General features: G+C 66.7%; 20 protein-coding genes. 12 read left to right on the top strand and 8 right to left on the bottom strand.

The features are described from left to right. Positions 1-88: 88 nt before the first annotated feature. Positions 89-1,291, top strand: coding sequence for a 3-oxoadipyl-CoA thiolase (gene pcaF / locus BDO18943_RS14640; protein ID WP_043180967.1), 1,203 nt, complete (start codon positions 89-91; stop codon positions 1,289-1,291). Positions 1,292-1,380: 89 nt separating this feature from the next. Here pcaF and BDO18943_RS14635 read toward each other — a convergent pair whose 3' ends face one another. From BDO18943_RS14635 to BDO18943_RS14625, 3 genes are all read right to left on the bottom strand, one after another. Beyond that, a complete protein-coding gene (locus BDO18943_RS14635; protein WP_374101834.1) occupies positions 1,381-1,881 on the bottom strand; it encodes a DUF523 domain-containing protein in 501 nt (166 codons plus the stop codon). Positions 1,882-1,997: 116 nt separating this feature from the next. Continuing rightward, positions 1,998-2,558, bottom strand: coding sequence for a GNAT family N-acetyltransferase (locus tag BDO18943_RS14630; protein WP_175022897.1), 561 nt, complete (start codon positions 2,556-2,558; stop codon positions 1,998-2,000). After that, on the bottom strand, positions 2,555-3,412 hold the full coding sequence (locus BDO18943_RS14625; protein WP_175022894.1) for a class I SAM-dependent methyltransferase: 858 nt from the start codon (positions 3,410-3,412) through the stop codon (positions 2,555-2,557). Before BDO18943_RS14625 ends, BDO18943_RS14630 begins: the two co-directional genes overlap by 4 nt. A 324-nt stretch (positions 3,413-3,736) precedes the next feature. Between BDO18943_RS14625 and BDO18943_RS14620 the strand changes: the two genes are divergently transcribed. The 3 genes from BDO18943_RS14620 to BDO18943_RS14610 all read left to right on the top strand — a co-directional run bounded on the left by BDO18943_RS14620 (position 3,737) and on the right by BDO18943_RS14610 (position 7,630). Further along, positions 3,737-5,281 carry a methyl-accepting chemotaxis protein gene (locus BDO18943_RS14620; protein ID WP_175022892.1) on the top strand — a complete coding sequence of 515 codons (1,545 nt, stop codon included), beginning with the start codon at positions 3,737-3,739 and terminating at the stop codon, positions 5,279-5,281. Between the two features lie 413 nt (positions 5,282-5,694). Beyond that, entirely contained in the window at positions 5,695-7,239 is a 1,545-nt protein-coding gene (locus BDO18943_RS14615) for a methyl-accepting chemotaxis protein (protein WP_175022890.1), read from the top strand. A 121-nt stretch (positions 7,240-7,360) separates the two neighbouring features. Continuing rightward, complete coding sequence (locus BDO18943_RS14610) at positions 7,361-7,630, top strand: hypothetical protein (RefSeq protein WP_175022888.1); 270 nt, start codon at positions 7,361-7,363, stop codon at positions 7,628-7,630. A 688-nt stretch (positions 7,631-8,318) separates the two neighbouring features. On the opposite strand, the gene gabD is transcribed toward BDO18943_RS14610, so the two are convergent. Together gabD and BDO18943_RS14600 are read right to left on the bottom strand one after the other, a co-directional pair. After that, positions 8,319-9,788 carry an NADP-dependent succinate-semialdehyde dehydrogenase gene (gabD, locus tag BDO18943_RS14605; RefSeq protein WP_175022886.1) on the bottom strand — a complete coding sequence of 490 codons (1,470 nt, stop codon included), beginning with the start codon at positions 9,786-9,788 and terminating at the stop codon, positions 8,319-8,321. 89 nt (positions 9,789-9,877) lie between these two features. After that, positions 9,878-11,167: a 4-aminobutyrate--2-oxoglutarate transaminase gene (locus BDO18943_RS14600; RefSeq protein ID WP_043180957.1), complete on the bottom strand. Its 1,290-nt coding sequence runs from the start codon at positions 11,165-11,167 to the stop codon at positions 9,878-9,880. Positions 11,168-11,287: 120 nt separating this feature from the next. Between BDO18943_RS14600 and pdxR the strand changes: the two genes are divergently transcribed. Next, on the top strand, positions 11,288-12,799 hold the full coding sequence (gene pdxR, locus BDO18943_RS14595) for a MocR-like pyridoxine biosynthesis transcription factor PdxR (RefSeq protein ID WP_175022884.1): 1,512 nt from the start codon (positions 11,288-11,290) through the stop codon (positions 12,797-12,799). Between the two features lie 94 nt (positions 12,800-12,893). Here pdxR and BDO18943_RS14590 read toward each other — a convergent pair whose 3' ends face one another. Then, entirely contained in the window at positions 12,894-13,730 is an 837-nt protein-coding gene (locus tag BDO18943_RS14590; RefSeq protein ID WP_043180941.1) for a DMT family transporter, read from the bottom strand. Positions 13,731-13,836: 106 nt separating this feature from the next. Between BDO18943_RS14590 and selD the strand changes: the two genes are divergently transcribed. The 3 genes from selD (at position 13,837) to BDO18943_RS14575 (ending at position 16,915) form a co-directional block, all read left to right on the top strand. Beyond that, positions 13,837-14,901 carry a selenide, water dikinase SelD gene (gene selD / locus BDO18943_RS14585; RefSeq protein WP_175022882.1) on the top strand — a complete coding sequence of 355 codons (1,065 nt, stop codon included), beginning with the start codon at positions 13,837-13,839 and terminating at the stop codon, positions 14,899-14,901. A 71-nt stretch (positions 14,902-14,972) separates the two neighbouring features. Then, entirely contained in the window at positions 14,973-15,563 is a 591-nt protein-coding gene (locus tag BDO18943_RS14580; protein ID WP_175022880.1) for a LysE family translocator, read from the top strand. A 272-nt stretch (positions 15,564-15,835) separates the two neighbouring features. Continuing rightward, a complete protein-coding gene (locus BDO18943_RS14575) occupies positions 15,836-16,915 on the top strand; it encodes a purine-nucleoside phosphorylase (RefSeq protein ID WP_175022878.1) in 1,080 nt (359 codons plus the stop codon). A 220-nt stretch (positions 16,916-17,135) separates the two neighbouring features. Here BDO18943_RS14575 and BDO18943_RS14570 read toward each other — a convergent pair whose 3' ends face one another. Together BDO18943_RS14570 and ceoR are read right to left on the bottom strand one after the other, a co-directional pair. Next, positions 17,136-17,429, bottom strand: coding sequence for a DUF4148 domain-containing protein (locus tag BDO18943_RS14570; protein ID WP_027790465.1), 294 nt, complete (start codon positions 17,427-17,429; stop codon positions 17,136-17,138). Between the two features lie 430 nt (positions 17,430-17,859). Next, complete coding sequence (gene ceoR, locus BDO18943_RS14565) at positions 17,860-18,864, bottom strand: putative multidrug efflux transcriptional regulator CeoR (RefSeq protein WP_043180929.1); 1,005 nt, start codon at positions 18,862-18,864, stop codon at positions 17,860-17,862. Positions 18,865-19,038: 174 nt separating this feature from the next. On the opposite strand from ceoR, the gene BDO18943_RS14560 reads away from it, so the two are divergent. From BDO18943_RS14560 to opcM, 4 genes are read left to right on the top strand one after another with little or no spacing between them, the layout of a single operon-like run. Further along, positions 19,039-19,899 carry an alpha/beta hydrolase gene (locus BDO18943_RS14560; RefSeq protein WP_175022876.1) on the top strand — a complete coding sequence of 287 codons (861 nt, stop codon included), beginning with the start codon at positions 19,039-19,041 and terminating at the stop codon, positions 19,897-19,899. A 32-nt stretch (positions 19,900-19,931) separates the two neighbouring features. Beyond that, positions 19,932-21,149 carry a multidrug efflux RND transporter periplasmic adaptor subunit CeoA gene (gene ceoA / locus BDO18943_RS14555; RefSeq protein ID WP_043180924.1) on the top strand — a complete coding sequence of 406 codons (1,218 nt, stop codon included), beginning with the start codon at positions 19,932-19,934 and terminating at the stop codon, positions 21,147-21,149. Positions 21,150-21,194: 45 nt separating this feature from the next. Next, positions 21,195-24,395: a multidrug efflux RND transporter permease subunit CeoB gene (ceoB, locus tag BDO18943_RS14550; RefSeq protein ID WP_043180921.1), complete on the top strand. Its 3,201-nt coding sequence runs from the start codon at positions 21,195-21,197 to the stop codon at positions 24,393-24,395. 10 nt (positions 24,396-24,405) lie between these two features. After that, on the top strand, positions 24,406-25,947 hold the full coding sequence (gene opcM, locus BDO18943_RS14545) for a multidrug efflux transporter outer membrane subunit OpcM (protein ID WP_175022874.1): 1,542 nt from the start codon (positions 24,406-24,408) through the stop codon (positions 25,945-25,947). The last annotated feature ends 350 nt before the right edge of the window (positions 25,948-26,297 follow it).

The following is a 26,297-nucleotide window of genomic DNA, read 5'->3' as shown; positions in this document are numbered from 1 at the left end:
TATATAGAACATTTAAGCGCATCCCGGCGGGCAATGCAAGGGGGGCGCCCTGTTCATTCCCCAGCCTGTCCTGGGACCGGAGACACTGATGACCGAAGCTTTTCTGTGTGATGCGATCCGTACGCCGATCGGGCGTTACGGCGGTGCACTGTCCGGCGTGCGCGCCGACGACCTGGGCGCGGTGCCGCTCAAGGCGCTCGTCGAGCGCAACCGCGACGTCGACTGGACGGCGATCGACGACGTGATCTACGGCTGCGCGAACCAGGCCGGCGAGGACAACCGTAACGTCGCGCGCATGTCGGCGCTGCTCGCCGGGCTGCCGCAGGGCGTGCCGGGTTCGACGATCAACCGCCTGTGCGGTTCCGGGATGGATGCGGTGGGCGTGGCCGCCCGTGCGATCAAGTCCGGCGAGGCCGCGCTGATGATCGCGGGCGGCGTCGAGAGCATGACGCGCGCGCCGTTCGTGATGGGCAAGGCCGCGAGCGCGTTCGCGCGCCAGGCCGACATCTACGATACGACGATCGGCTGGCGCTTCGTCAATCCGCTGATGAAACAGCTGCACGGCGTCGATTCGATGCCGGAGACGGCCGAGAACGTCGCGGTCGACTACAACATCAGCCGCGCCGACCAGGATCTGTTCGCGCTGCGCAGCCAGCAGAAGGCCGCGCGTGCGCAGCAGGACGGCACGCTCGCCGAGGAAATCGTGTCGGTCACGATTCCGCAGAAGAAGGGCGATCCGGTGATCGTGTCGCGCGACGAGCATCCGCGCGAGACGTCGCTTGAAACGCTGGCCAAGCTCAAGGGTGTCGTGCGCCCGGACGGCTCGGTGACGGCCGGCAACGCGTCGGGCGTCAACGACGGCGCCGCCGCGCTGCTGCTCGCGAACGAAGCAACCGCGAAGCGCTTCGGCCTGACGCCGCGCGCCCGCGTGCTGGGCATCGCGACGGCCGGCGTCGCACCGCGCGTGATGGGCATCGGCCCCGCGCCGGCCACGCAGAAGCTGCTCGCCCGGCTCGGGATGACGATCGACCAGTTCGACGTGATCGAGCTGAACGAGGCGTTCGCCTCGCAAGGTCTCGCGGTGCTGCGCATGCTCGGCGTCGCCGACGACGATCCGCGCGTGAACCCGAACGGCGGCGCGATTGCACTGGGCCATCCGCTCGGCGCATCGGGTGCGCGTCTCGTGACGACCGCGATGTACCAGCTGCATCGCACGAACGGCCGCTTTGCGCTGTGCACGATGTGCATCGGCGTCGGCCAGGGCATCGCGATCGCGATCGAACGCGTCTGATCCGCGTCTCGCGGCGAAGCGGTACGGTTACCGCTTCGCCATATACGAAACGATGCGCGGCACGAGGATTCTCGTGCCGCGCATTGTCGTTAACCGGCCTGCGACAACTGCGCGAGGCGCGCCTCGAGCGCGTCGATCTCGGTGTCCGCGAACACTTCGATGCCGTGCTCGCGCAGCAATGCCGCCGTGACACCGGCGCCCGCGTGCCGCCGGTTCTCGAAGCTCCCGTCATAAATGAACGTGCTGCCGCACGACGGACTGCCGTCGGCCAGGATCGCGAAGCGGCAATCGTGCGTGCGCGCGAGTGCCAGTGCGGTATGCGCACCCGATACGAACGGCGCCGTCACGTCCGTTCCGTTCACGTCGACGATGCGCGCGGCGCCCGACAGCACTCGCTGCCCCGATTCGCCGCCGGCGATTTCGGCGGGCGGGCGCGGCACGCTGAAGCCGCCGGCCAGTTCGGGGCAGACGGGCACGAGGCGCCCTTCGCGTTGCCACCGTTCGAGCGCGTCGTGCGCGGCAGTCTTGGCCGAGCCGTTGTAACGGACCGGATGACCGACCACGCACATGCTGACGAGGATCTTCGGCATGGCTGGCGGCTGCGCTTCGTTCTGCAATTTCGCTCTCCGTGATGCCGCGACGGCCGATGGCTGATGGCGGCGGTGGCAAAGCGGGAAATTCTACGCGTCACCCGCGTGCCGGTGCGTCAGGCCGCCGGGCTTTCCAGATGAATGTCTTCGGGCTCGAGCGCGTACAGCGCCGGGTCGGGCGATGCGCTGACCATGAAGCCGAGCCGCAGGTAGAAGTCGATCGTGCGCTGCGACGGTGTCGCGGATACATACAGGCGTGCGGCACCCATCGCGCGCGCCTGCTCACGGGCCGCGCTGTAGAGCTGCTCGCCGAGCCCGCAGCCGCGCCATTCGCGGCTCACGTGCAGGAACTTCAGCTGCAGCATGTCGCGGTGCGGACCGAGCGGCTGGCTGTCGACGACCACCGCGGCGACGAGTCGTGCGCCGTCGAACATGCCGACGCACCAGCCGCCGCGATCATGACAGTCGAGCAGGATCGGCGTGTAGTGGTCGGCTTCGCCATCCGGCCAGCCACGGACGTCGTAGAACTCGGGCACGAGATGCAGCGCGCCGTCGCGCAGCACATACAGGTGCTCGATGATCTCGCGCCGGTCGATGGTCCACACGAGCGGCACCTCGTCGCGTGCGAGCGGGCGTGGGCAAAGCGCGTCGCGTTCGGCGGCGGTGCGGCGCGTCATGCGGCCGCCCGGTGCGCGGCGATCGCATACATCAGCGGCAGGCGCGGCAGGTGATCGGGCGGCACCATCCGGTGGCCGTCCAGCTCACGCATGCCATCGAAGCCCTTCCAGCCGTTCGCATACGGATATTCGGTCAGGCGGTCGATCGCGAGCCCGGCCGACACGAGTGCGTTCACGACCTCGCCGATGCCCCACATGAACTCGTAGCTCGGATGCGGGTTCGCGAAATCGACGACGCCCGGATGGTCGTGCTGCGCGCCGAGCCCCGTGCCGGATGCGGCGACGTAATCGCCGACGCCCGCCGGCTCCTCGGTCGCGTCGGTCTTGAAATAGTCGTAGCGCGGCGCCCAGTGTTCGTCGAAATACAGCGCGAACGGATGAAACTCGACCATCGCGAAACGGCCGCCCGGCGCAAGCAGCGCGGCGATCCCGCGCGCCCACGCGTTCAGGTCGGACAGCCAGCAGATCGCGCCGTACGACGTGAACACGCGATCGAAGCGCTCGCCGCGCGCGGCAGCCTCGGGCATCCAGTCGAGCACGTCGGCGCGCTCGAAACGCGCGGGCAGGCCCGCGTCGGCCGACAGTTGCCGGGCGAAGGCGATCGCTTCGTCGGAAATGTCGATGCCCGTCGCATGCGCGCCGTCGCGCACGAGACTCAGCGTGTCCTGCCCCGCGTTGCACTGCAGGTGCAGGAGCCGCAGCCCGGTGACGTCGCCGAGCAGCTCGCGTTCTTCCGGAAAGAGCGTCGAGCCGCCTTCGCGGAAAAACGCGGCCTGATCGCCTTTATGGCTGTTATGCGCGACTGTCGCCCTATTCCAGGACAGCCGGTTCAGTTCGTGCCATGCCTTTTTCATTGAATTCGAATGCCGGGTGAATGGAGCGGGATAGATGGAATTGTTGCGCCGAATGCAACGACAGGCGGCATTACAATGCCGCCCGGCGTGTTCGGGCTGCGTGGCGTGACAGGCGGATGAACACGCGCGGCGATTATTTCAGAATGATTTGATCGAAATCATGGCGGCGGCAGAATTGAATATTTTACGCGAGAAAAGGGTAAGGTTTTTCCCCAATGTGCCGACAGCAAGATGAAGACCGTCGTAAAGCGATAAACCGTTTTTCGGCTACTGAGCGTGATTTCAGCGCGGCGCGGACAACAGATCCGCCTTTCGGAGCCTTGCATGCGCAATAACCAGCCCGTCACTCAACAGGAATTCGATTTTCCCGACGACGTCACGCTGATGTCGACGACCGATGCAGACAGCATCATCACCTACGCCAACACGACGTTCGCGCAGGTGAGCGGCTTCACGAACGAGGAACTCGTCGGCCAGCCGCACAACGTGGTGCGCCACCCGGACATGCCGCGCGAAGCGTTTGCCGACATGTGGGCGACGCTCAGGCGCGGCGAGCCGTGGACCGCGCTCGTGAAGAACCGCCGCAAGAACGGCGACCACTACTGGGTGCGTGCGAACGCGATTCCCGTCATGCGCAATGGCGAGCCACAGGGCTACATGTCGGTGCGCACGAAGGCGCCGCACGACGAGACCGTCGCCGCCGAGGCGCTCTACAAGGTATTTCGTGAAGGCAAGGCCGGCCAGCGCCGGTTCCACAAGGGGCTGGTGATCCGCACGGGCCTGCTGCGCATCGCGTCGCTGTCGCAGACGATGTCGGTGCGCGCGCGCGTGCATTCGGCGCTGTGCGTGCTCGCGCCGGCGGTCGTCGGCGCGGGCTGGGCATGCGGACTGGCCGGCGGCGGGCTCGCGATATTTGCCGCGGCGACGGTCGGCTTGGCGGCGGCGGCCGGCCTGTGGCTCGATGCGCAGATCGTGCGTCCGCTGAAGCGGCTGCACGACCAGGCGCTGAACGTCGCGACCGGCGAAAGCCGGCGCGGCGTGCGGATGAACCGCGTCGACGAGATCGGCATGACGCTGCGCACGATCAACCAGCTCGGGCTGATGTTCCGCTGGCTCGTCGACGACGTCAGCGAGCAGGTGCACAACGTGCAGCGCGCGAGCAACGAGATCGCGCAGGGCAACAACGACCTGAGCGCGCGCACCGAGCAGGCCGCGTCGAGCGTGCAGGAGACGGCCGCGTCGATGGCCGAGATGACGGCGACCGTCGACAGCAACGCGGAGACGGCGCTGCAGGCGAACCAGCTCGCGATGTCGGCCAGCGAGGCGGCCGGGCGCGGCGGGCAGGCGGTGGGCGAGGTCGTCACGACGATGAGCGACATCACCGCCAGCTCGCGCAAGATCGCCGACATCATCGGCGTGATCGACGGCATCGCATTCCAGACCAACATCCTTGCATTGAACGCGGCGGTGGAGGCGGCACGTGCGGGCGAACAGGGACGCGGCTTCGCGGTGGTCGCCGGCGAGGTGCGGGCGCTCGCGCAGCGCAGCGCGAACGCGGCCAAGGAGATCAAGACGCTGATCGGCGCGAGCGTCGACCGCGTCGAGTCGGGCGCGCGGCGCGTGGACGAGGCGGGCAAGACGATGGAGGACATCGTCGCGCAGGTGAAACGCGTGTCGGACCTGATCGCGGAGATCAGCTCGTCAACGGCCGAGCAGAGCACCGGCGTGTCGCAGGTCGACCAGGCGGTCGTGCATCTGGACAACATCACGCAGCAGAACGCGGCGCTGGTCGAGCAGAGCACGGCGGCATCGGAGAGCCTGAAGCAACAGGCGACGCGTCTCGTGGATGCGGTGAACGTGTTCCGGTGATCGTCGGGGCGCGCATACGATGTGCGCGCCCAAGCGTTGCATCCTGTTTGAAGCGCGATGCGCATTCAGGCTTTTCGATTCAAGCACATTGAGCCAAACGAGAAATATTCGTATTTGGGATTTTGTGTCGATGCGTTGAATCGAGTCGGGATGATCAAGTCAGGAATAATTTGATGAGTGGCCGGCAAACCGTTTCCCGGCCTGGTGTTTAGTTTCATCCATAAACGAATTGTTTGGTAAAAACAAGATAATGCATTTTTAATGCATATTTACCCGAATACGGCATAATGTTTTCGCCGAATTTGCCGAAAGCGCAGGAGTCAGACCAATGCGCATGCGGATCGACCGCAATGCGCGGGGTCGAGAATCAATCGACAAGCGGGCGCAAGATCCGCTACCCGGAGCTCCACACCATGCGCAACAACCAGCCCGTCACGCAACGCGAATTCGATTTTCCCGACGACGCGACGCTGATGTCGACCACCGACGCGAACAGCTACATTGCCTACGCGAACGCGGCATTCATCCAGGTCAGCGGATTTTCCCCCGAAGAGATCGAAGGCCAGCCGCACAACGTGGTACGGCACCCGGACATGCCGAAGGAGGCGTTCGCCGACATGTGGGCGACGCTCAAGGGCGGCGAGCCGTGGACCGCGCTCGTGAAGAACCGCCGCAAGAACGGCGATCACTACTGGGTGCGCTCGAATACGGTGCCGGTGATGCGCAACGGGCAGCCGACCGGCTACATGTCGGTGCGCACGAAGGCGTCGCGCGACGAGATCGCCGCTGCCGAGGTGCTCTACAAGGCGTTCCGCGAAGGCAACGCCGGCAACCGGCATTTCCACAAAGGGTTGATTGTCCGCAAGGGCTTGACCGGCTTCATGTCGCTGTTTCAGACGATGTCGGTGCGCGCACGGCTCCATGCGTCGCTGTGCGTGCTCGCGCCGGTGGTGGTGGCCGGCGGCTGGGCATGCGGCCTGCAGGGCGGCGCGCTCGCCGCTTTCGCGGCAGTGGCCGCCGGTGCCGCGGCGGCGGCGGGCCTGTGGCTCGATGCGCAGATTGCACGGCCGCTGATGCAGTTGCGCGACCAGGCGTTGCGCGTCGCGACCGGCGAAAGCCGCAGCGGCGTGGCGATGAACCGCGTCGACGAGATTGGCATGACGCTGCGCACGATCAACCAGCTCGGGCTGATGTTCCGCTGGCTCGTCGACGACGTGAGCGAACAGGTGCTGAACGTGCAGCGCGCGAGCAATGAGATCGCGCAGGGCAACAATGATCTGAGCGCGCGCACCGAGCAGGCGTCGACGAGCGTGCAGCAGACGGCCGCGTCGATGGCCGAAATGACGGCGACCGTGTCGAGCAACGCGGAAACGGCGCTGCAGGCGAATCAGTTGTCGGTGTCGGCGAGCGACGCGGCCGAGCGCGGCGGGCAGGCGGTGGGCGAGGTCGTCACGACGATGAACGACATCACCGCGAGTTCGCGCAAGATCTCCGACATCATTGGCGTGATCGACGGCATCGCGTTCCAGACCAACATCCTTGCGCTGAACGCGGCGGTGGAGGCCGCGCGGGCCGGCGATCAGGGGCGCGGTTTCGCGGTGGTTGCGGGCGAGGTGCGGGCGCTCGCGCAGCGCAGCGCGAACGCGGCCAAGGAGATCAAGACGCTGATCGGCGCGAGCGTCGAACGGGTCGAATCGGGCGCGCGGATCGTCGACGGCGCGGGCAAGACGATGGAGGACATCGTCACGCAGGTAAAACGCGTGTCGGACCTGATCGCGGAGATCAGCTCGTCGACGGCGGAGCAGAGCACGGGGGTCGCGCAGGTCGATCAGGCGGTCGTGCATCTGGACAACATCACGCAGCAGAACGCGGCGCTCGTCGAGCAGAGCACGGCGGCGTCGGAGAGTTTGAAGCAGCAGGCGACGCGGCTGGTGGAGGCGGTGAACGTGTTTCGGTGATGTGTGGTGCGGGAGGTAGGCGACCCGCGCTGCGCTGGCCGTCTACGTCATTGCACCTTGGGTTCGGGCAACAGTGATCCGGGCATCCCGGACCAACGTTCACTTCGACGCGTCGCCCGGATTGGTTGAGCTCGTCCGGTTTGAAAATTTTCCCAGCCAAGGCGCTTTTCTCGCCACGGGCCGAATGCTGATCCAGGACCGCCATCACGTTTTCCGCTCGTCGCGTTGCAAGCTGTTGCGCGTCGAGTTCGGTTTGTTCGGCCAGTCCGATCAGCCATACCGTATCAATGATCGGAAAGCGCTTGGCATGTCGCTCGACCATGCGGACAATCTCGACAGTTCAGTCGAAGAAATCGTGCTTGAATCAGCATCGAAAACAATGTCGATGTAATGGGCGGGCATGTTCAATGCGCCGTCACAGGCGAACGCCGTGTAGGTGCAGCTCAGCGCGAGCGCGGCGGTTAGGAGCTTAGTCACCAGGCCGACCGCATGTTCTTCTTCCATCGACCCGGATGCGTTGTGTGGGGACAAGCCATAGACAATGGCCGGTGAGCTTTTCGCTGTCTATAGAACGAGTACGATTTCTGGTTCGTAGTCCGACTTAATTTGATGGTGAGAAACAGCCATCGAAACCGGGGCGAAGGGTGATCAAGCAGAAAGCGGCAGCATCGGTACGCCTGAGGTAGCAGGCGACGCGCGTGGTGGAAACGGTGGGTGTGTTTGGATGAGCACGCGGAGAGATGCCAGGCGTGCGGCGGGAAGGTCACCCGCCCGTACGCCTTGCGGGCTCTATGTACGCCGGACCGTCAGGTGAGGTGTGCATACGCGAGCAACCCGGATAGAGGCGGAGCGCTCAACCGAGCGACTTGCTGCGAAATGGGAAATGAGACTTGAACGAAATTCGTGCGCGATATGACGTATCGGCGGATACAGCGTCGAAATCGCGTGCGCAGAGCGGAGCGACATCGCGCATATCAAGATGACGCGGGCACGGCGGAGAGGGACACCGGCCCGCGTCGGACCGCCCGGTTCCGGCCGGGCGGTCAGGGCCTGTCGCTGGCGCGCCAGGCCCTGAACCGTCAGACGGCGAGGCAGAGGTACTTGATCACGACGTAGTCGTCGATGCCGTAGTGCGAGCCTTCGCGGCCGAGGCCCGACTGCTTCACGCCACCGAACGGTGCGACTTCGTTCGAGATCAGGCCCGTGTTCACGCCGACCATCCCGTATTCGAGCGCTTCCGCCACCTTCCACACGCGACCGATGTCGCGGCTGTAGAAGTACGCGGCCAGGCCGAACTCGGTGTCGTTCGCGAGGCGGATCACTTCGTCGTCGCTGCCGAACTTGAACAGCGGCGCGAGCGGCCCGAACGTCTCTTCCTTCGCGACCTTCATCGCCGGCGTGACACCCGTCAGCACGGTCGGCTCGAAGAAGCCGTGGCCGAGCGCGTGGCGCTTGCCGCCCGTCACGACGGTCGCGCCCTTCGCGAGCGCGTCCTCGATGTGCGCCTCGACCTTCAGCACCGCCGCTTCGTTGATCAGCGGGCCTTGCGTGACGCCCGGCTCGGTGCCGCGGCCGACCTTCAGCTGGCCGACGGCCGCCGCGAGCTTCTGCGCGAACTGGTCGTACACGGCTTCATGCACGTAGAAACGGTTCGTGCACACGCAGGTCTGGCCGCTGTTGCGGTACTTCGATGCGATCGCGCCCTGCACGGCCGCGTCGAGATCCGCATCGTCGAACACGATGAACGGTGCGTTGCCGCCGAGCTCCAGCGACACCTTCTTGACCGTCGCCGCGCATTGCGACATCAGCAGGCGGCCGACCGGCGTCGAGCCGGTGAACGACAGCTTGCGCACGATCGGGTTCGACGTCAGCTCGCCGCCGATCGCCTTCGGGTCGCCCGTGACGACGCTGAACACGCCGGCCGGCACGCCCGCGCGCTCGGCCAGCACGGCCATCGCGAGCGCGGAGAACGGCGTTGCCTCGGCCGGCTTCACGACGATCGGGCAGCCTGCGGCGAGTGCCGGGCCGACCTTGCGCGTGATCATCGCCGCCGGGAAGTTCCACGGCGTGATCGCCGCGCACACGCCGATCGCTTCCTTCGTCACGACGATGCGCTTGTCGCTCGCCGGCGTCGGGATCGTGTCGCCGTATACGCGCTTGCCTTCTTCCGCGAACCACTCGAGGAACGATGCCGCGTAGCCGATCTCGCCCTTTGCTTCAGCCAGCGACTTGCCCTGCTCGGTCGTCAGGATCAGCGCGAGGTCGTCGGCGTTTTCCATCATCAGGTCGTGCCACTTGCGCAGGACGACCGCGCGTTCCTTCGCGGTCTTCTTGCGCCACGCCGGCCATGCGGCGTTCGCGGCTTCGATCGCGTGACGCGTCTCGGCCATGCCCATCGCCGGCACGGTGCCGAGCAGGCCGCCCGTTGCCGGGTTGCGGACTTCGAACGTCTCGCCGTTCGTCGCGCCTTGCCATTCGCCGTTGACGTACGCCTGCTGGCGGAACAGCGACGGGTCTTTCAGTGCCAGGGTTTCCTGAACAGTGCTCATATGAATCACCTGCTTCGAAAAGGACGGATGAAACGGCCGCCGCCGTCATGAAGACGGCGGCGGCGCATTCAATTGAAGTCGACGGGAACTCAGGCCGGCACGCCGACCGTTTCCTTCAGCACTTCCTCGAGGATCACGAGTGCTTCGTCGAACACGGCTTGCGGGATCGTCAGCGGGAACAGGAAGCGCACGACGTTCGAGTACACGCCGCACACGAGCAGCAGCAGGCCGCGCTCGAGCGCACGCGCCTGCACGCGCTTCGTGAAGTCCGCATCCGGCTCGCCCGAGCCCGGCTTCAGGAACTCGACTGCGATCATCGCGCCCGGGCCGCGCACGTCGGCGATCTGCGGCACGTCGGCCTGCAGTGCGTTCAGCTTCGCCTTCAGCACGTCGCCGAGTTGCGTCGCGCGTTCGCACAGCTTCTCTTCGTCGATGATTTCGAGCACCGCGTGTGCCGATGCGACGGCCAGCGGGTTGCCCGCGTACGTGCCGCCGAGGCCGCCAGGCGCTGCCGCGTCCATCACGTCCGCACGGCCGACGACGCCCGACAGCGGCATGCCGCCCGCGAGGCTCTTCGCCATCGTGATCAGGTCGGCCAGCACGTCGTAGTGCTGCATCGCGAACAGCTTGCCGGTACGCGCGAAGCCGGTCTGGACTTCGTCGGCGATCAGCAGGATGCCGTGTTCGTTACAGATCTTGCGCAGCGCGCGCACGAACTCGGCGGGCGCCGGGTTGAAGCCGCCTTCGCCCTGGACCGGTTCGAAGATAATCGCGGCGACGCGCTTCGGATCGATGTCGGCCTTGAACAGCATCTCGATCGCCTTGATCGAGTCGGCGGTCGTCACGCCGTGCACGGCGTTCGGGTACGGGGCGTGGAACACGTCGCCCGGGAACGGGCCGAAGTTCAGCTTGTACGGAGCGACCTTGCCGGTCAGCGCCATGCCCATCATCGTGCGGCCGTGGAAGCCGCCCGCGAAGGCGATGACGCCCGGACGGCCGGTCGCTGCACGTGCGATCTTGATCGCGTTCTCGACGGCTTCTGCGCCGGTCGTGAAGAACGCGGTCTTCTTCGGGAAGTCGCCCGGTGCGCGGTCGTTGATCTTTTCAGCCAGCTCGACGTACGACGCGTACGGGACGATCTGGTAAGCGGTGTGCGTGAAAAGGTTCAGTTGATCCGAGATCGCCTTGACGATCTTCGGGTGGCGGTGGCCCGTGTTCAGCACCGCGATGCCGGCGGCGAAATCGATGAAGCGGCGGCCTTCGACATCCCACAGTTCCGCGTTCTCGGCGCGGGCTGCGTAGAACTCGCACATCACGCCAACCCCGCGCGGGGTGGCGGCGTTCTTGCGGGCCAGCAGGTCGGCATTCTTCACGGTCATCTCCTTGATGTTCTTTCCGGTGAGTAGGGAATCGGGCGCGTTGGCAGCCCATGGAGGCGACTATAATCACATTTGGCTCTGGCAATCAGAGCCATTTCAATAAATATACAGGAGCCAATCATGCGCGCGAGCGTGTTGTCGGACTGGCTGGCGCAGCGCCTCGTGCGCGGCGGCGAACAGCCGATCTACCGGCAGCTTCACCGGCTGCTGCAACAGGCGATCCTGTCGCGCGAACTGCCGGCCGGTACGCGCGTGCCGTCGTCGCGGCTGCTCGCGGCCGAACTCGGGATCGCGCGCAACACGGTCACGCAGGTTTACGAACAGCTTGCGCTCGAAGGCTATGTGAATTCGGCGACGGGCCGCGGCACCTTCGTGGCCGACAGCGCGCCGGACGAGATCGTCGGCGCACCGCCCGACGCGGCCGCCGCGCGACCGGCGCTCGTGCTGTCGTCGGCGCGGCGGCTGTCCGCGCGTGGCACGCGGCTCGTCGAAGGCGCCGGCGTGTCGAAGCGGCAGGGCGGCGCGTTCATGCCGGGCGTGCCCGATGTGTCGCGATTTCCGGCGCGCGTGTGGACGCGGCTGCACAACAAGTACTGGCGGCGGCTGCGCCCCGATTTGCTGACCTACGCGCCGGGCGGCGGGCTCGCTTTGCTGCGCGAGGCGCTGGCCGACTACCTGCGCACGTCGCGCTCGGTGCGCTGCACGCCCGAGCAGATCGTGATCACGACCGGCATCCACCAGTCGATCGACCTCGCGGTGCGGCTGCTGACCGACCCGGGCGACGCGATCTGGACCGAGGATCCGTGCTACTGGGGCGTGCGCAGCGTGCTGAATGTGTCGGGGCTGACGACGCGGCCGATTCCGGTCGACGACGAAGGGATCGCGCCGTCGGCCGCCGATCTCGCGGAGCCGCCGAAGCTGATGCTCGTCACGCCGTCGCACCAGTATCCGCTCGGCATGGTGATGAGTCTCGCGCGGCGGCGCATGTTGCTCGAATACGCGCGCCAGCACGGCTGCTGGATCATCGAGGACGACTACGACAGCGAATTCCGCTACGGCAGCCGGCCGCTTGCGTCGCTGCAGGGTCTCGACACGTCGGGGCAGGTGATCTACGTCGGCAGTTTCGGCAAGACACTGTTCCCGGGGCTGCGGGTCGGCTACCTGGTCGCGCCGGAGCCGCTCGCGGAAAGCTTCGCGACCGCGAGCGCCGAGCTGTATCGCGAAGGGCAGCTGTTGCAGCAGGCCGTGCTCGCGGAATTCATCGCGGAAGGGCACTTCGTGTCGCACATCCGCAAGATGCGCACGCTGTACGGGCAGCGCCGCGAAGTGCTGCTCGACGCGGTCGCGCAACGCTACGGCGACACGCTGCACGCACTTGGCAGCGATGCGGGGCTGCATCTCGTCACGCAGTTGCCGGAGGGTGTCGACGATCGCGCGGTTGCGCAGGCCGCGCTCGAGCGCAACATCGTCGTGCGGCCGCTATCCGGCTACTACGCGGATCGCGAGCGCGCGGCGTCGGGGTTGCTGCTCGGCTATGCGTGCGTGCCGGAGGACGAGATCGCGACCGCGTTCGCAACGCTCGCCGAGGCGATCGACGAGCGGGCGTTCGGCGGGGTCGTTGCAGGGGCTTGAGCGGAGCGGCTCGACCGCATAGTCGCGGTGTCGTGCGGGCAGTCGGCGCAGGGCACGATCAACGCTCGCCGCAGCGTCGGGAACGTCCGCGCGCTTACAGCCGGATCAGCGCCGCGCCCGCCACCACCAGCGCGCACGCGGCGAGCCGCTGCGCGCCGGGCCGCTCGCGCATCACGAGCCAGCCGATCGCAACCGCGAAGATCGAGCTCGTTTCGCGCAGCGCCGACACCGTCCCGACCGGCAAGTACCGGTACGCGAGGATCACGATCCCGTACGCGGCGAGCGAGATCGTGCCGGCGATCGCGCCCTGCGTGAGCGCGGTGCGCGAGCCGAGCACCGCGCGCGGGCCGCCACGCACCGCGCAGACCAGCACGAACTGCGGCACGCTCCACAGCACATACACCCACGCGATGTAGCCGAGCGCGCTGCCCGACACGCGCGAGCCGATGCCGTCGCAGATCGAATACGCGGCGATGAACACGCCCGTGAGCAGCGCAAACGGCACGCCTTCGCCGGAGAACCGGAAGCCGCGCCGCAGCGCGAGCGACATGATGCCGAACGACACGAGCGCGATGCCCGCGAAGCCGAACGGCGTCGGCCGCTCGTGCAGGATCGCGAGTGCCAGCACCGACACGAGCAGCGGCGAGATGCCGCGCGCGATCGGATAGATCTGCCCGAATTCGCCGCTGCGGTACGCGCGCGCCAGCGTGAAGCAGTACGCGACCTCGAGCGCGGCCGACGCGGCGATGTACGGCCACGCGGCGGGCGCCGGCGCGGGCAGCAGCGCGGCGCCGACGACACCGAACGCGAAATACGGCAGCGACATCGTGCCGAGCTGCACGAGCCGGTCTTCGCTGACGTGGAGGAAGGCATTCCAGATCGCGTGCAGCAACGCGGAGCACAGCACGAGGCCGATGAAGAGGTGGTCCATGGGCGAAGGGGCGGACGGGGGCGGGAGCGCCGTCATTATGTGGGTATCGGGCGCGCTCGCACGGAATTGTCGATAATGGCGTGTTGTTATTCACCGGATGCCGACCATGACCGAAGCCACCCAAGCCCAGCCTGCCGTTCCGCGCCTCACGAGCCTGTCGCACGGGGGCGGCTGCGGCTGCAAGATCGCGCCGGGCGTGCTGTCCGAGCTGCTGAAGCGCGCGACGCCGCCCGCCCTGTTCCCGGATCTGCTGGTCGGCACCGAGACGTCCGACGACGCGGCCGTCTATCGCCTCAACGACGAGCAGGCGATCGTCGCGACCACCGACTTCTTCATGCCGATCGTCGACGATCCGTTCGACTTCGGCCGCATCGCGGCGACCAACGCGCTGTCCGACGTCTACGCGATGGGCGGCAAGCCGATCCTCGCGCTCGCGCTGGTCGGGATGCCGATCAACGTGCTGCCGCATGAGACGATCGCGGCCGTGCTGCGCGGCGGCGAATCGGTGTGCGCGGATGCCGGCATTCCGGTCGCCGGCGGCCATTCGATCGATTCGGTCGAGCCGATCTACGGGCTCGCGGCGATCGGCGTCGTGCATCCGTCGCGCGTGAAGCGCAATGCGGCGGCCCGTGCGGGCGACGTGCTCGTGCTCGGCAAGCCGCTCGGCGTCGGCGTGCTGTCCGCCGCGCTGAAGAAGAATCAGCTCGACGCCGCGGGCTACGCGCAGATGGTCGCGACGACCACCAAGCTGAACCGGCCGGGCGCCGAGCTCGCCGCGCTGCCGGGCGTGCACGCGCTGACCGACGTCACGGGCTTCGGGCTGCTCGGCCATACGCTCGAGCTGGCACGTGGCGCGCACCTCACCGCGCGCGTGCACTATGCGTCGTTGCCGTGGCTCACGGGCGTCGAGGCGTTCGTCGCCGACGGCGTGTTCACCGGCGCGTCAGGCCGCAACTGGGCCGCGTACGGCGCGGACGTCCAGCTGGCCGCCACGCTGCCACCCGTCGCGCAGGCGCTGCTGACCGATCCGCAAACGTCGGGCGGCCTGCTGGTCGCGTGCGCGCCCGAGGCCGTCGATGAGGTGCTCGCATGCTTCCGTGCCGACGGCTTCGACCGCGCGGGCGTGATCGGCGAGATGGTGGACGGGCCTGCGCGAGTCGATGTCGCGTGACGCTGATTCGCCACACCTGATTGATTGCGGTCGCTAAAATCGATGCCTTCCATCGAAGGCATCGACGACCGATGAACGATTTCCTGTTCGGGCTGATGATCGCGCTGTCGGTCGGGCCCGTTGCGCTGATGATCGTGAACTACGGGGTGCGCGCCGGCGCCGCAAGCGGCGTGCGCGCGGCGGTGGGGGTCGCGACGGCCGACGGCTGCTATGCGGTCGTTGCGTTCACGCTCGGCGCGATGCTCGCCAGCACGCTCGCCGCGCATCTGTCGCTGTTTCGTCTGGTCGGCGCGCTCGTGCTGCTCGCAATGGGCGCGCGGATGCTGTGGCAGGCGCTGCGGGATCGCCGCCGCACGCTCGACGGCGACGCGCGGCCACCGGACAGCCGCCCGTTTTCATCGATGTTCTTCGTCACGCTGGCGAACCCGCTGACGATCCTGTTGTTCTACGGCTATGCAACGGCCGCCGCCGGTGCGCATCGGCACTGGCTGCTCGGTGCCGCGTGCGTGTTTGCCGGCAGCCTCGCGGGGCAACTCGTGTTCGCGTTCGGCGGCAGCGTGATCGGCCGGATCGTGAAGTCGCCGCAGCTGCTCGCGGCGAGCCATGGGGTGGCGGCGCTCGTCGTGCTGGGTTACGGGCTCGCGGGGCTGGCGCGGCTGTAGCGGTTGGCGGGGGATGGTCGTGCGGGCACGGTGGGCAAGTCGGCCAATTCGATAGCATTCCTGATGGTGTTGCATGAGGCGGGTGCCGATTGCTGCGCAATTGCGCTCGAATGCCGGCGATGCGCATCACGCTTTGCGCGTGCATTTCGTCGGTACGTCAACATCGCTGCCGTTTCGTAGTCGGGTTCCGCATCGCGCATGCCCGTTCTATACTCCGTCGCGCAGTCTCCGAGAGCCGTTCTCACCCAACATCATCGAAACAAGGAACGCCGATGCTGACTCGCTCCATTCTTTCCGCCGCTGCATTCTCGCTCGCTGCCTGTGCCACTGCGCCGTCGATCGCGCAGGACAACCAGGGCAACGACGCGGGCAACAATGCATTCGCCGAGACCGGTGCACAGGGCCGCCCGGTCAAGGTCATGATCATCACGATGTTCGGTCCGGAGGGCCAGGCATGGCTCGACCGGCTCGGCCCGTGGCGCGACATCGCCGTGCCTGGCCTGTCGCCCGACTACCCGAACGTGCATTGCAACAAGCAGGACGTGTGCGTAGTCACGACCGGTATGGGCTATGCGAACGCGTCGGCGACGATCATGGCGCTCACGTTCTCGCAGCGCTTCGATCTGCGCCGCACGTACTTCCTGATCTCAGGTATCGCGGGCGTCGACCCCGCGCAAGGCACGATCGGTTCGGCCGCGTGGTCGAAATACCTCGTCGATTTCAGCCTGCAGTGGGAGCTCGATGCACGCGAGATCCCGGCCGGCTGGAATACGGGCTTCCTCGGCATCAACACCAAGAGCCCGAACGACAAGCCGCCGCTCGACTATCGCACCGAGGTGTTCCAGCTCAACCCGCAACTGACCGACGCCGCGGTCGCGCTGTCGCGCAACGTGGTGCTCGCCGACAGCGCGCAGGCGCAGGCCGCGCGCGCGAAGTTCACGTATGCGCCGGCGAACCGGCCGCCGACGGTGATTCAATGCGACACGTCATCGGGCAACACGTGGTTCTCGGGCACGTTGATCGGCGAGCGCGCGCGCCGGTGGACCAAGATCCTGACCGACGGCAAGGGCACCTACTGCATGACCGCGCAGGAAGACAACGCGACGTATGAAGCGCTCAAGCGTGCGGCGAGCGTGAAGCGGGTCGACCTGTCGCGCGTCGCGCTGCTGCGCACGGGGTCGGATTTCGACCGGCCGTATGCGGGGCAGACGAGTGCCGACAACCTGCTGAACTACGCGGACCAGGGCGGCTTCGCCCCGGCGACCGAAAACCTGTACCGCGCGGGCAATCCGCTCGTTCAGGACATCGTGACGCACTGGGGCGAATGGCGCGACGGGGTGCCGCGCCGGTAAGGGCCGGGTAACGACTCAGCCGGCGGTCAGTGCGCTTGCGGGGCCGAACGGAACGGCGTCCACACCGGCGTGGTGTCGTCCCAGTGATCGAGCGGCGAAGGGAGTTGATCGTTCATCATGTGCTCCTGCAACTAACTATCTAACTGACTGACTCGGCGAGTCGTCGATAGGGAAATCGCGACGCCGCGCACGGGGCCACCCGCTGCGCGGCGTTGCGCGTTTACCGGCCCCCGCCGGCGAGCTGGTTGCTTTCCGGCATCGAGCGATACGGGCCTTGTGCCAGCTCGAGCCCTTGCGGATACGAATTGGCCTTGCGCAGGTACGCGAGCGTGCCGTCCTTGCGCGCTTGCTCGACTTCCGCGCTCACTTCGGCGCGCGTGCGCGGGCCGTAGTGTTGCGAGTACCACGACGTGTTGCCGTAATCACCGGCGTGCGGCGTACCCGAATCGGCGAAGGCCGGTGCGGACACGGCGAGCGTGAGGGCGAGGGCGGAGAGAAGATGGCGGCGGTTCATGGCGAAACTCCAGTCTTTCGGAGCTGGCGCTAGAGCGCTTACTCCGGTCCCATCAAGCGGGATCTGTTCGATGCGCAACGAGGTGCGCGACAGGGTTTACTCTAGGTATCTGTTCCGTCGCGATAAATGCGGCAGATGCGAATTGAATTGTCGTGTCAGTGGAACAATCGACATCCGTACGGCTGGCAGGGTTATGCGGAAATCGCTCGAACCCGCTTGCAGCGGGCCTCGCGCGGGTGCGGCGACGGCGCGCGACGACGCCTGCGGACGATTGCGTCGCCTGGCACAAAGGTTTGCTGCGGATTCGGGAAGGATCAGGTGCGCCGGGCTGGAACGTGGCGCGGAGGCGGGGCGACACGCGGGCTGCTCAGCCCGCGCGTGCGGTTCAGTTGCTCAGTTCAGGCGCGTAAGTTCAGTCGCCCGGAGCCGATTACGCGACCCATTCGTTGATGACCGGCGTGTCGAGCACCGGCGCGCGCTCGGCTTCCTCGAACGTGCGCTTGCTGCAGGTCGCGTCGAGGCAGCCCTTGCCGCTCAGCAGCGGGCAGCGGTCGAACACTTCGGCGACCCAGTCGACGAACACGCGCACCTTCGGCGACAGATGGCGGCTGTGCGGATACACGACCGAGATCGGCATCGGCAGCGGCTTGACGCCGGGCAGCACTTCCTTGAGCCGGCCTTCGCGCAGATGCGGCAGCACCATGAAGAGCGGCGGCTGGATCAGCCCGAAGCCTTCGATCCCGCAGGTCACGTACGCATCCGCGTCGTTCACCGACACGATGCCCTCCATCTTCATCTCGACTTCCTTGCCGTCGGTCAGGAACGTCCAGTCGATCGTGCGGCCGGTACGGCTCGAGAAGTAGTTGACGGCCTTGTGCTGGTTCAGGTCGTCGATCGTCTGCGGCTCGCCGTGGCGTTCGAGATAGTCGGGCGACGCGACCGTCACGCATTCGAACAGGCCAACCCGGCGCGCGACGAGCGACGAGTCCTGCAGTGCGCCGACGCGGATCACGCAATCGACACCTTCCTGCAGCAGGTCGACCGGCCGGTCGGACAGGCCGAGCTGCAGGTCGATGTCCGGATAGCGCGTATGAAATTCGCACAGCGACGGAATCACGAGCAGCCGCCCGATCGAACCCGGCATGTCGATACGCAACTTTCCGTGCGGCTTCCGGTTGTTCGCCTGGAAGCTCGCCTCGGTTTCCTCGACGTCCGCGAGGATCCGCACGCATCGTTCGTAGTACGCGGCGCCGTCCGGCGTGAGCGACAGCCGGCGCGTGGTCCGATGCATCAGCCGCACGCCGAGGAAGGCTTCGAGATTCTGGATGATCGTCGTGACGGACGCTCGCGGCAAGCTGAGCGTTTCTGCTGCCTTGGTGAAGCTGCTTGTATCGACGACGCGAGTAAACACCTGCATGGCCTGAAGCCGGTCCATCACAACCTCCGCAATCTAATGAGCCTCCCGAATAAGAAGGCTGCGCTACCTCGTGGGTAAACGCAGCCTCGGATTGTTCGGGGGCGTTGAATTGTGTTGCCGGATTATAGGCATTTATCCCAATGTCTGCCGGACCCAGAATTCGTTCCATCTCGAAATGGATGCTGCATCGTCATGGACGCTTCTGAATTCAGCAAATTCCTGAAGGCCGCGTTGCCCGTGCAAGCCACGGCAGGCGCGGCGCTGACGGTCGCCGAAGTGGAAATTCCGGGCTACGCGCAGGACATCGTGCTGCGCCTCTACCGGCGACCGGACAAGACCGGGTTGCCAGTAGTGCTTTATTTCCACGGCGGCGGCTTTGTCCGCGGTTCGCTCGAAGACGCCGATTTCGCCGCGCGTTTTTTAGCAGAACGCTTACCAGCTCTCGTAGTGTCGGTCGATTATTCGCTCGCACCGGCTTTTCCGTTTCCGGCTGCGCCGGAGGATGCGTATCGCGCGGCCGTGTGGGCCGCGACGCGCGCCCGCGCATTCGGCGGCAACCCGAAGAAGATCGGTGTTGCGGGCCACGACGCGGGCGGCCAGCTCGCGAACTGCCTGGCGTTCATCGCGCGCGATCGCGGGGAAGTATCGATCGCCGCGCAGGCGCTGTTCGGGCCGATGCTCGACCCGAGCATGACGCGCATCGGCGACGCCGAACGCCTCGCTTCCGACATCACCGCGCGCGAATGCGCGGCCTGTTATCGCGCGTATCTGCCGCAGGCCGCGCAACGCATGCACCCGTACGCGGCGCCGCTCGAATCGGTGCGCCTCGCGGGGCTGCCGCCGACGCTCGTCGTCACCGCGCAGAACGACGTGCTGCACGTCGAAGCGGAGAAATATGCGGGCTGCCTGATCTCGTCGGGCGTGCTCACGCAGGTGATCCGCTATCCGGACATCACGCACGCCGCGCTCGCGACGCACGAAGCCGCCTTCGAGGAGGCCGTGCGCTTTCTGCAGTGCCGCTTCCAGGCGCGCCAGCCGAACCGTTCCGAATAAGCAAAACCAATCCACGTTTACTGGAGATCCACATGGCCATCCTACGCACCTCCCGTTCCCGAATCGCGACAGCGGCGATCGTGACGCTCGCCGTCGTCGGCCTTGGAACGTTCGGCGCGATGCGCGTGAACGCGAACGCACCGGAGAAAGCGGCAGCGCCGCTGCCCGAAGTCGACGTTGCAACCGTCGTGCCGCAGACCGTGACCGACTGGCAGAGTTATTCGGGCCGCCTCGAAGCGGTCGAAAAGGTCGACGTGCGCCCGCAGGTGTCGGGCACGATCGTCGCGGTGAACTTCAAGGACGGCGCGCTCGTGAAGAAGGGCGACGTGCTGTTCGTGATCGACCCGCGCCCGTACCAGGCCGAAACCGATCGCGCGGCTGCGCAGCTCGCGGCCGCGCAGGCGCGCAACGGCTACGCGCAGACCGACTGGCAGCGCGCGCAGCGGCTGATCGGCGACAACGCGATCGCGAAGCGCGATTACGACGAGAAGCAGAATGCGGCGCGCGAGGCGACGGCGAACCTGAAGGCCGCCGAAGCCGCGCTGGAAACGGCGCGCATCAACCTCGGCTATACGCGGATCACCGCGCCAGTCGCGGGCCGCGTGTCGCGTGCGGAAATCACGCTCGGCAACGTCGTGTCGGCGGGCGCGTCGGCCGCGCCGCTGACGACGCTGGTGTCGGTGTCGCCGATCTACGCATCGTTCGACGCGGACGAGCAGACCTACCTGCAATACATCAACGGCGCGCGCAACGGCCGCAAGGTGCCGGTCGAGCTCGGCCTCGCGAACGAAACCGGCTACTCGCGCAGCGGCGAGATCGACTCGGTCGACAACCGGCTCGACACGTCGTCGGGCACGATCCGCGTGCGTGCACGTTTCGACAACGCCGATGGCGCGCTGGTCCCGGGCCTCTATGCACGCGTGAAGGTGGGCGGCAGCGCGCCGCACGAGGCGCTGCTCGTCGACGACGCGGCGATCAACACCGACCAGGACAAGAAGTTCGTGTTCGTCGTCGACCAGCAGGGCCGCGTGTCGTACCGCGAAGTGCAGCAGGGGATGCAGCACGGCAACCGGCGCGTGATCGTGAGCGGGCTCTCCGCCGGCGATCGCGTGGTCGTGAACGGCACGCAGCGCGTGCGCCCCGGCGAACAGGTGAAGCCGCACATGGTCCCGATGACGGGTGGTGACGCGCCGTCCGCGCCTTTGGCGGACAACGCGAAGCCGGCCGCACCGGCGAAGGCGGATTCGTAAGCGGCCCGCCGCTTCGCCTCCGCGTTCAACCAGACAGAGTCACTCATGAACATTTCCAAATTCTTTATCGACCGGCCGATCTTCGCAGGAGTCCTATCGGTGATCATCCTGCTCGGCGGGGTGATCGCGATGTTCCTGCTGCCGATCTCCGAGTATCCGGAAGTCGTGCCGCCTTCCGTGATCGTGAAGGCGCAGTATCCGGGCGCGAACCCGAAAGTGATCGCCGAGACGGTCGCGTCGCCGCTTGAAGAGCAGATCAACGGCGTCGAGGACATGCTCTACATGCAGTCGCAGGCGAACAGCGACGGCAACATGACGATCACCGTCACGTTCAAGCTCGGCACCGATCCGGACAAGGCCACGCAGCTCGTGCAGAACCGCGTGAACCAGGCGCTGCCGCGCCTGCCGGAAGACGTGCAGCGGCTCGGCATCACGACGGTGAAGAGCTCGCCGACGCTGACGATGGTGGTCCACCTGATCTCGCCGGACAACCGCTACGACATGACCTACCTGCGCAACTACGCGCTGATCAACGTGAAGGATCGCCTGTCGCGGATCCAGGGCGTCGGCCAGGTGCAGCTGTGGGGTTCGGGCGACTACGCGATGCGCGTATGGCTCGATCCGCAGAAGGTCGCGCAGCGCGGGCTGTCGGCCGAGGACGTCGTGCAGGCGATCCGCGAGCAGAACGTGCAGGTTGCGGCCGGCGTGATCGGCGCGTCGCCGTCGTTGCCGGGTACGCCGCTGCAATTGTCGGTGAACGCGCGCGGCCGTCTGCAGACGGAAGACGAGTTCGGCGACATCGTCGTGAAGACGACGCCGGATGGCGGCGTCACGCACCTGCGCGATATCGCGCGGATCCAGCTCGACGCGTCCGAATACGGGCTGCGCTCGCTGCTCGACAACAAGCCGGCGGTCGCGATGGCGATCAACCAGTCGCCAGGCGCGAACTCGCTGCAGATTTCGGACGAAGTGCGCAAGACGATGGCCGAGCTGAAGCAGGACATGCCGGCGGGCATCGACTACAAGATCGTCTATGACCCGACGCAGTTCGTGAGGTCGTCGATCAAGGCCGTCGTGCATACGCTGCTCGAGGCGATCGCACTGGTCGTGATCGTCGTGATCGTGTTCCTGCAGACCTGGCGCGCATCGATCATTCCGCTGATCGCGGTGCCGGTGTCGATCGTCGGTACCTTCTCGCTGCTGCTCGCGTTCGGGTATTCGATCAACGCGTTGTCGCTGTTCGGGATGGTGCTCGCGATCGGGATCGTGGTCGACGATGCGATCGTGGTGGTCGAGAACGTCGAGCGCAACATCGAGAGCGGGATGAACGCACGGGCGGCGACCTACAAGGCGATGCAGGAAGTGAGCGGGCCGATCATCGCGATCGCGCTGACGCTCGTCGCCGTGTTCGTGCCGCTCGCGTTCATGTCGGGCCTGACCGGCCAGTTCTACAAGCAGTTCGCGATGACCATCGCGATCTCGACGGTGATCTCGGCGTTCAACTCGCTGACGCTGTCGCCGGCGCTGTCCGCGATCCTGCTGAAAGGGCATGGCGACAAGGAAGACTGGCTCACGCGCGTGATGAACCGCGTGCTCGGCGGCTTCTTCCGCGGCTTCAACAAGGTGTTCCATCGCGGCGCGGAGAACTACGGCCGCGGCGTGCGCGGCGTGCTGTCGCGCAAGACGGTGATGCTCGGCGTGTACCTCGTGCTGGTGGGCGCGACCGTGCTCGTGTCGAAGGTCGTGCCGGGCGGCTTCGTGCCCGCGCAGGACAAGGAGTACCTGATCGCGTTCGCGCAGTTGCCGAACGGCGCGTCGCTCGACCGCACCGAGAAGGTGATCCGCGACATGGGCTCGATCGCGCTGAAGCAGCCGGGCGTCGAGAGCGCGGTGGCGTTCCCGGGGCTGTCGGTGAACGGCTTCACGAACAGCTCGAGCGCGGGCATCGTGTTCGTCACGCTGAAGCCGTTTTCGGAACGGCACGGCAAGGCGCTGTCGGCCGGCGCGATCGCGGGTGCGCTGAACCAGAAGTACGGCGCGATGAAGGACTCGTTCGTCGCGGTGTTCCCGCCGCCGCCGGTGCTCGGCCTCGGTACGCTCGGCGGCTTCAAGATGCAGGTCGAGGATCGTGGCGCGGTCGGCTATGCGCGGCTCGCGGATGCGACCAACGACTTCATCAAGCGCGCGCAGCAGGCGCCTGAACTCGGCCCGTTGTTCACGAGCTACCAGATCAACGTGCCGCAGCTCAACGTCGATCTCGATCGCGTGAAGGCGAAACAGCTCGGCGTGCCCGTCACCGACGTGTTCAACACGATGCAGGTGTATCTCGGCTCGCTGTACGTGAACGACTTCAACCGCTTCGGGCGTGTGTACCAGGTGCGCGTGCAGGCCGATGCGCCGTTCCGCCAGCGCGCGGACGACATCCTGCAGTTGAAGACGCGCAACGACAAGGGCGAGATGGTGCCGCTGTCGTCGCTCGTCACGGTGACGCCGACGTTCGGCCCGGAAATGGTCGTGCGCTACAACGGCTATACGGCGGCCGACATCAACGGCGGCCCGGCACCGGGCTTCTCGTCGGGCCAGGCGCAGGCCGCGATCGAGCGCATCGCGCATGAAACGCTGCCGCGCGGCGTGCGGTTCGAGTGGACCGACCTCACGTACCAGCAGATTCTTGCGGGCGATTCGGCGATGTACGTGTTCCCGATCAGCGTGCTGCTCGTGTTCCTCGTGCTCGCGGCGCTGTATGAAAGCCTGACGCTGCCGCTCGCGGTGATCCTGATCGTGCCGATGAGCATTCTGTCGGCGCTGACGGGCGTGTGGCTCACGCAGGGCGACAACAACATCTTCACGCAGATCGGCTTGATGGTGCTGGTGGGGTTGTCGGCGAAGAACGCGATCCTGATCGTCGAATTCGCGCGTGAACTCGAACACGACGGCAGGACGCCGCTCGAGGCCGCGATCGAGGCGAGCCGGCTGCGTCTGCGCCCGATTCTGATGACGTCGATCGCGTTCATCATGGGGGTGGTGCCGCTCGTCACGTCGACGGGGGCCGGTGCGGAAATGCGCCATGCGATGGGGGTCGCGGTGTTCTTCGGGATGCTCGGCGTGACGCTGTTCGGGCTGATGCTGACGCCGGTGTTCTACGTCGTGCTGCGGACGCTCGCGGGCGGCAAGATCCACGTCGCCGGGAAGGACTCGACCGGCTATGGTGTGCCGTCCCAGGGCGTGCCGGCTTCGGATGCTTGAGGACCAGAAGATGAATAACTTGCACAACACGAATGGCCTGATGCGCTTCGCGAAGGTGGCGGCCGCGAGCACCCTGCTCGCGACGCTGCTCGCCGCGTGCGCGGTGGGCCCCGACTACAAGCGCCCGGATGCGCCGACGCCCGCCGCGTTCAAGGAAGCGCCGACGCTGGCTGCCGGCGAACAGGCCGGCACGTGGAAGACGGCCGAGCCGGCGGACGGCGCGCATCGCGGCGAATGGTGGACGGTGTTCGGCGACCCGGTGCTCAATTCGCTCGAGACGCAGGCGCTTGCCGCGAACCAGAACCTGAAGGCCGCGGCCGCGCGGGTCGAGGAAGCGCGCGCGGCGACGCGTTCGGCGCGCTCGCAATGGTTCCCGCAGATCGGCGCCGGCTTCGGGCCGACGCGCGAAGGGCTGTCGTCGGCGTCGCAGTTCCAGCCGCAGGGCACGGGTCCGACCAATGCGACGCTGTGGCGCGCGCAGGGCACGGTGTCGTATGAAGCCGACCTGTTCGGCCGCGTCGGCCGCAACGTCGAGGCGTCGCGTGCGGACCAGGCGCAGAGCGAAGCGCTGTTCCGTTCGGTGCAGCTCGCGCTGCAGGCGGACGTTGCGCAGAACTACTTCGAACTGCGCCAGCTCGATTCCGACCAGGACCTGTACCGCCGGACGGTGGAGCTGCGCGAGCAGGCACTGAAGCTCGTGCAGCGTCGCTTCAACGAAGGCGACATCAGCGAGCTCGATGTGTCGCGCGCGAAGAACGAGCTGGCGACCGCGCAGGCCGATGCGGTCGGCGTCGCGCGCCGGCGTGCAGCGTCCGAGCATGCGCTCGCGATCCTGCTCGGCAAGGCGCCTGCGGATTTCGCGTTCAAGGAAACGCCGATCGTGCCGGTGGCGGTGAAGGTGCCGCCGGGCCTGCCGTCCGCGCTGCTCGAACGCCGCCCGGACGTGTCGGCGGCCGAACGTGCGATGGCGGCCGCGAACGCGCGGATCGGCCTCGCGAAGTCGGCGTATTTCCCGAAGCTCGACATCACGGGGGCGTTCGGCTATGAAGCATCGACGCTCGGCAGCCTGTTCATGTGGTCGAGCCGCACGTTCCTGCTCGGGCCGTTCGCGGGCACCGCGCTGACGTTGCCGCTGTTCGACGGCGGGCGTCGTGCGGCCGGCGTGCAGCAGGCGCGTGCGCAGTACGACGAGCAGGTCGCGAATTACCGGCAGCAGGTGCTCGTCGCGTTCCGCGAGGTCGAAGACAATCTCGCCGACCTGCGCCTGCTCGACGACCAGATCCGCGCGCAGGATGCGGCTGTCAACGCGTCGCGGCGCGCGGCGACGTTGTCGCGCACGCAGTATCAGGAAGGCGAGGTTGCCTATCTCGACGTGATCGACAGCGAGCGCTCGGTGCTGCAGTCGCAGTTGCAGTCGAACCAGTTGACCGGCGCGCAGGCGGTGTCGACCGTGAACCTGATCCGCGCGTTGGGCGGCGGGTGGGGGGCGGCGCCGGCGGCTGCCGCGGTCGGCGATGCGACGACGGGCAAGGCGGAGGTCGCTGCGCGTTGACGATTCGACGCGCATGACGGCCCGTGTCGGGCCGCCGCTGCCAGCGCGGCCAGAACAACCCCGATCCGTGGCGACGCGGATCGGGGTTTTTTATCGTTCCGGACGTCGCTTCGGAGCGGTCGCGCCGACGGTCATGCCGATATCTCTCATAGAGCTGCGCTGACGCGGCCTGTCGTCATCGCGCATCCATGAGACGAATTCGCTAAATATCAAGACGGAATAGCGCAAAAGATATCGACGCGCTGCGCATACTAGCGACTCTGTCACGACCGCCGCTCAAGGACATCATGCCGAACCGGAACACGTGTCGCGTTAACCGAATGATTCGCGCCATGACTTGTTTCGCGTGT

The sequence above is a fragment of the Burkholderia aenigmatica genome, assembly GCF_902499175.1.
GTDB classification, from domain to species: Bacteria; Pseudomonadota; Gammaproteobacteria; order Burkholderiales; family Burkholderiaceae; genus Burkholderia; species Burkholderia aenigmatica.
This window is presented reverse-complemented; position numbering and strand designations above follow the sequence as displayed.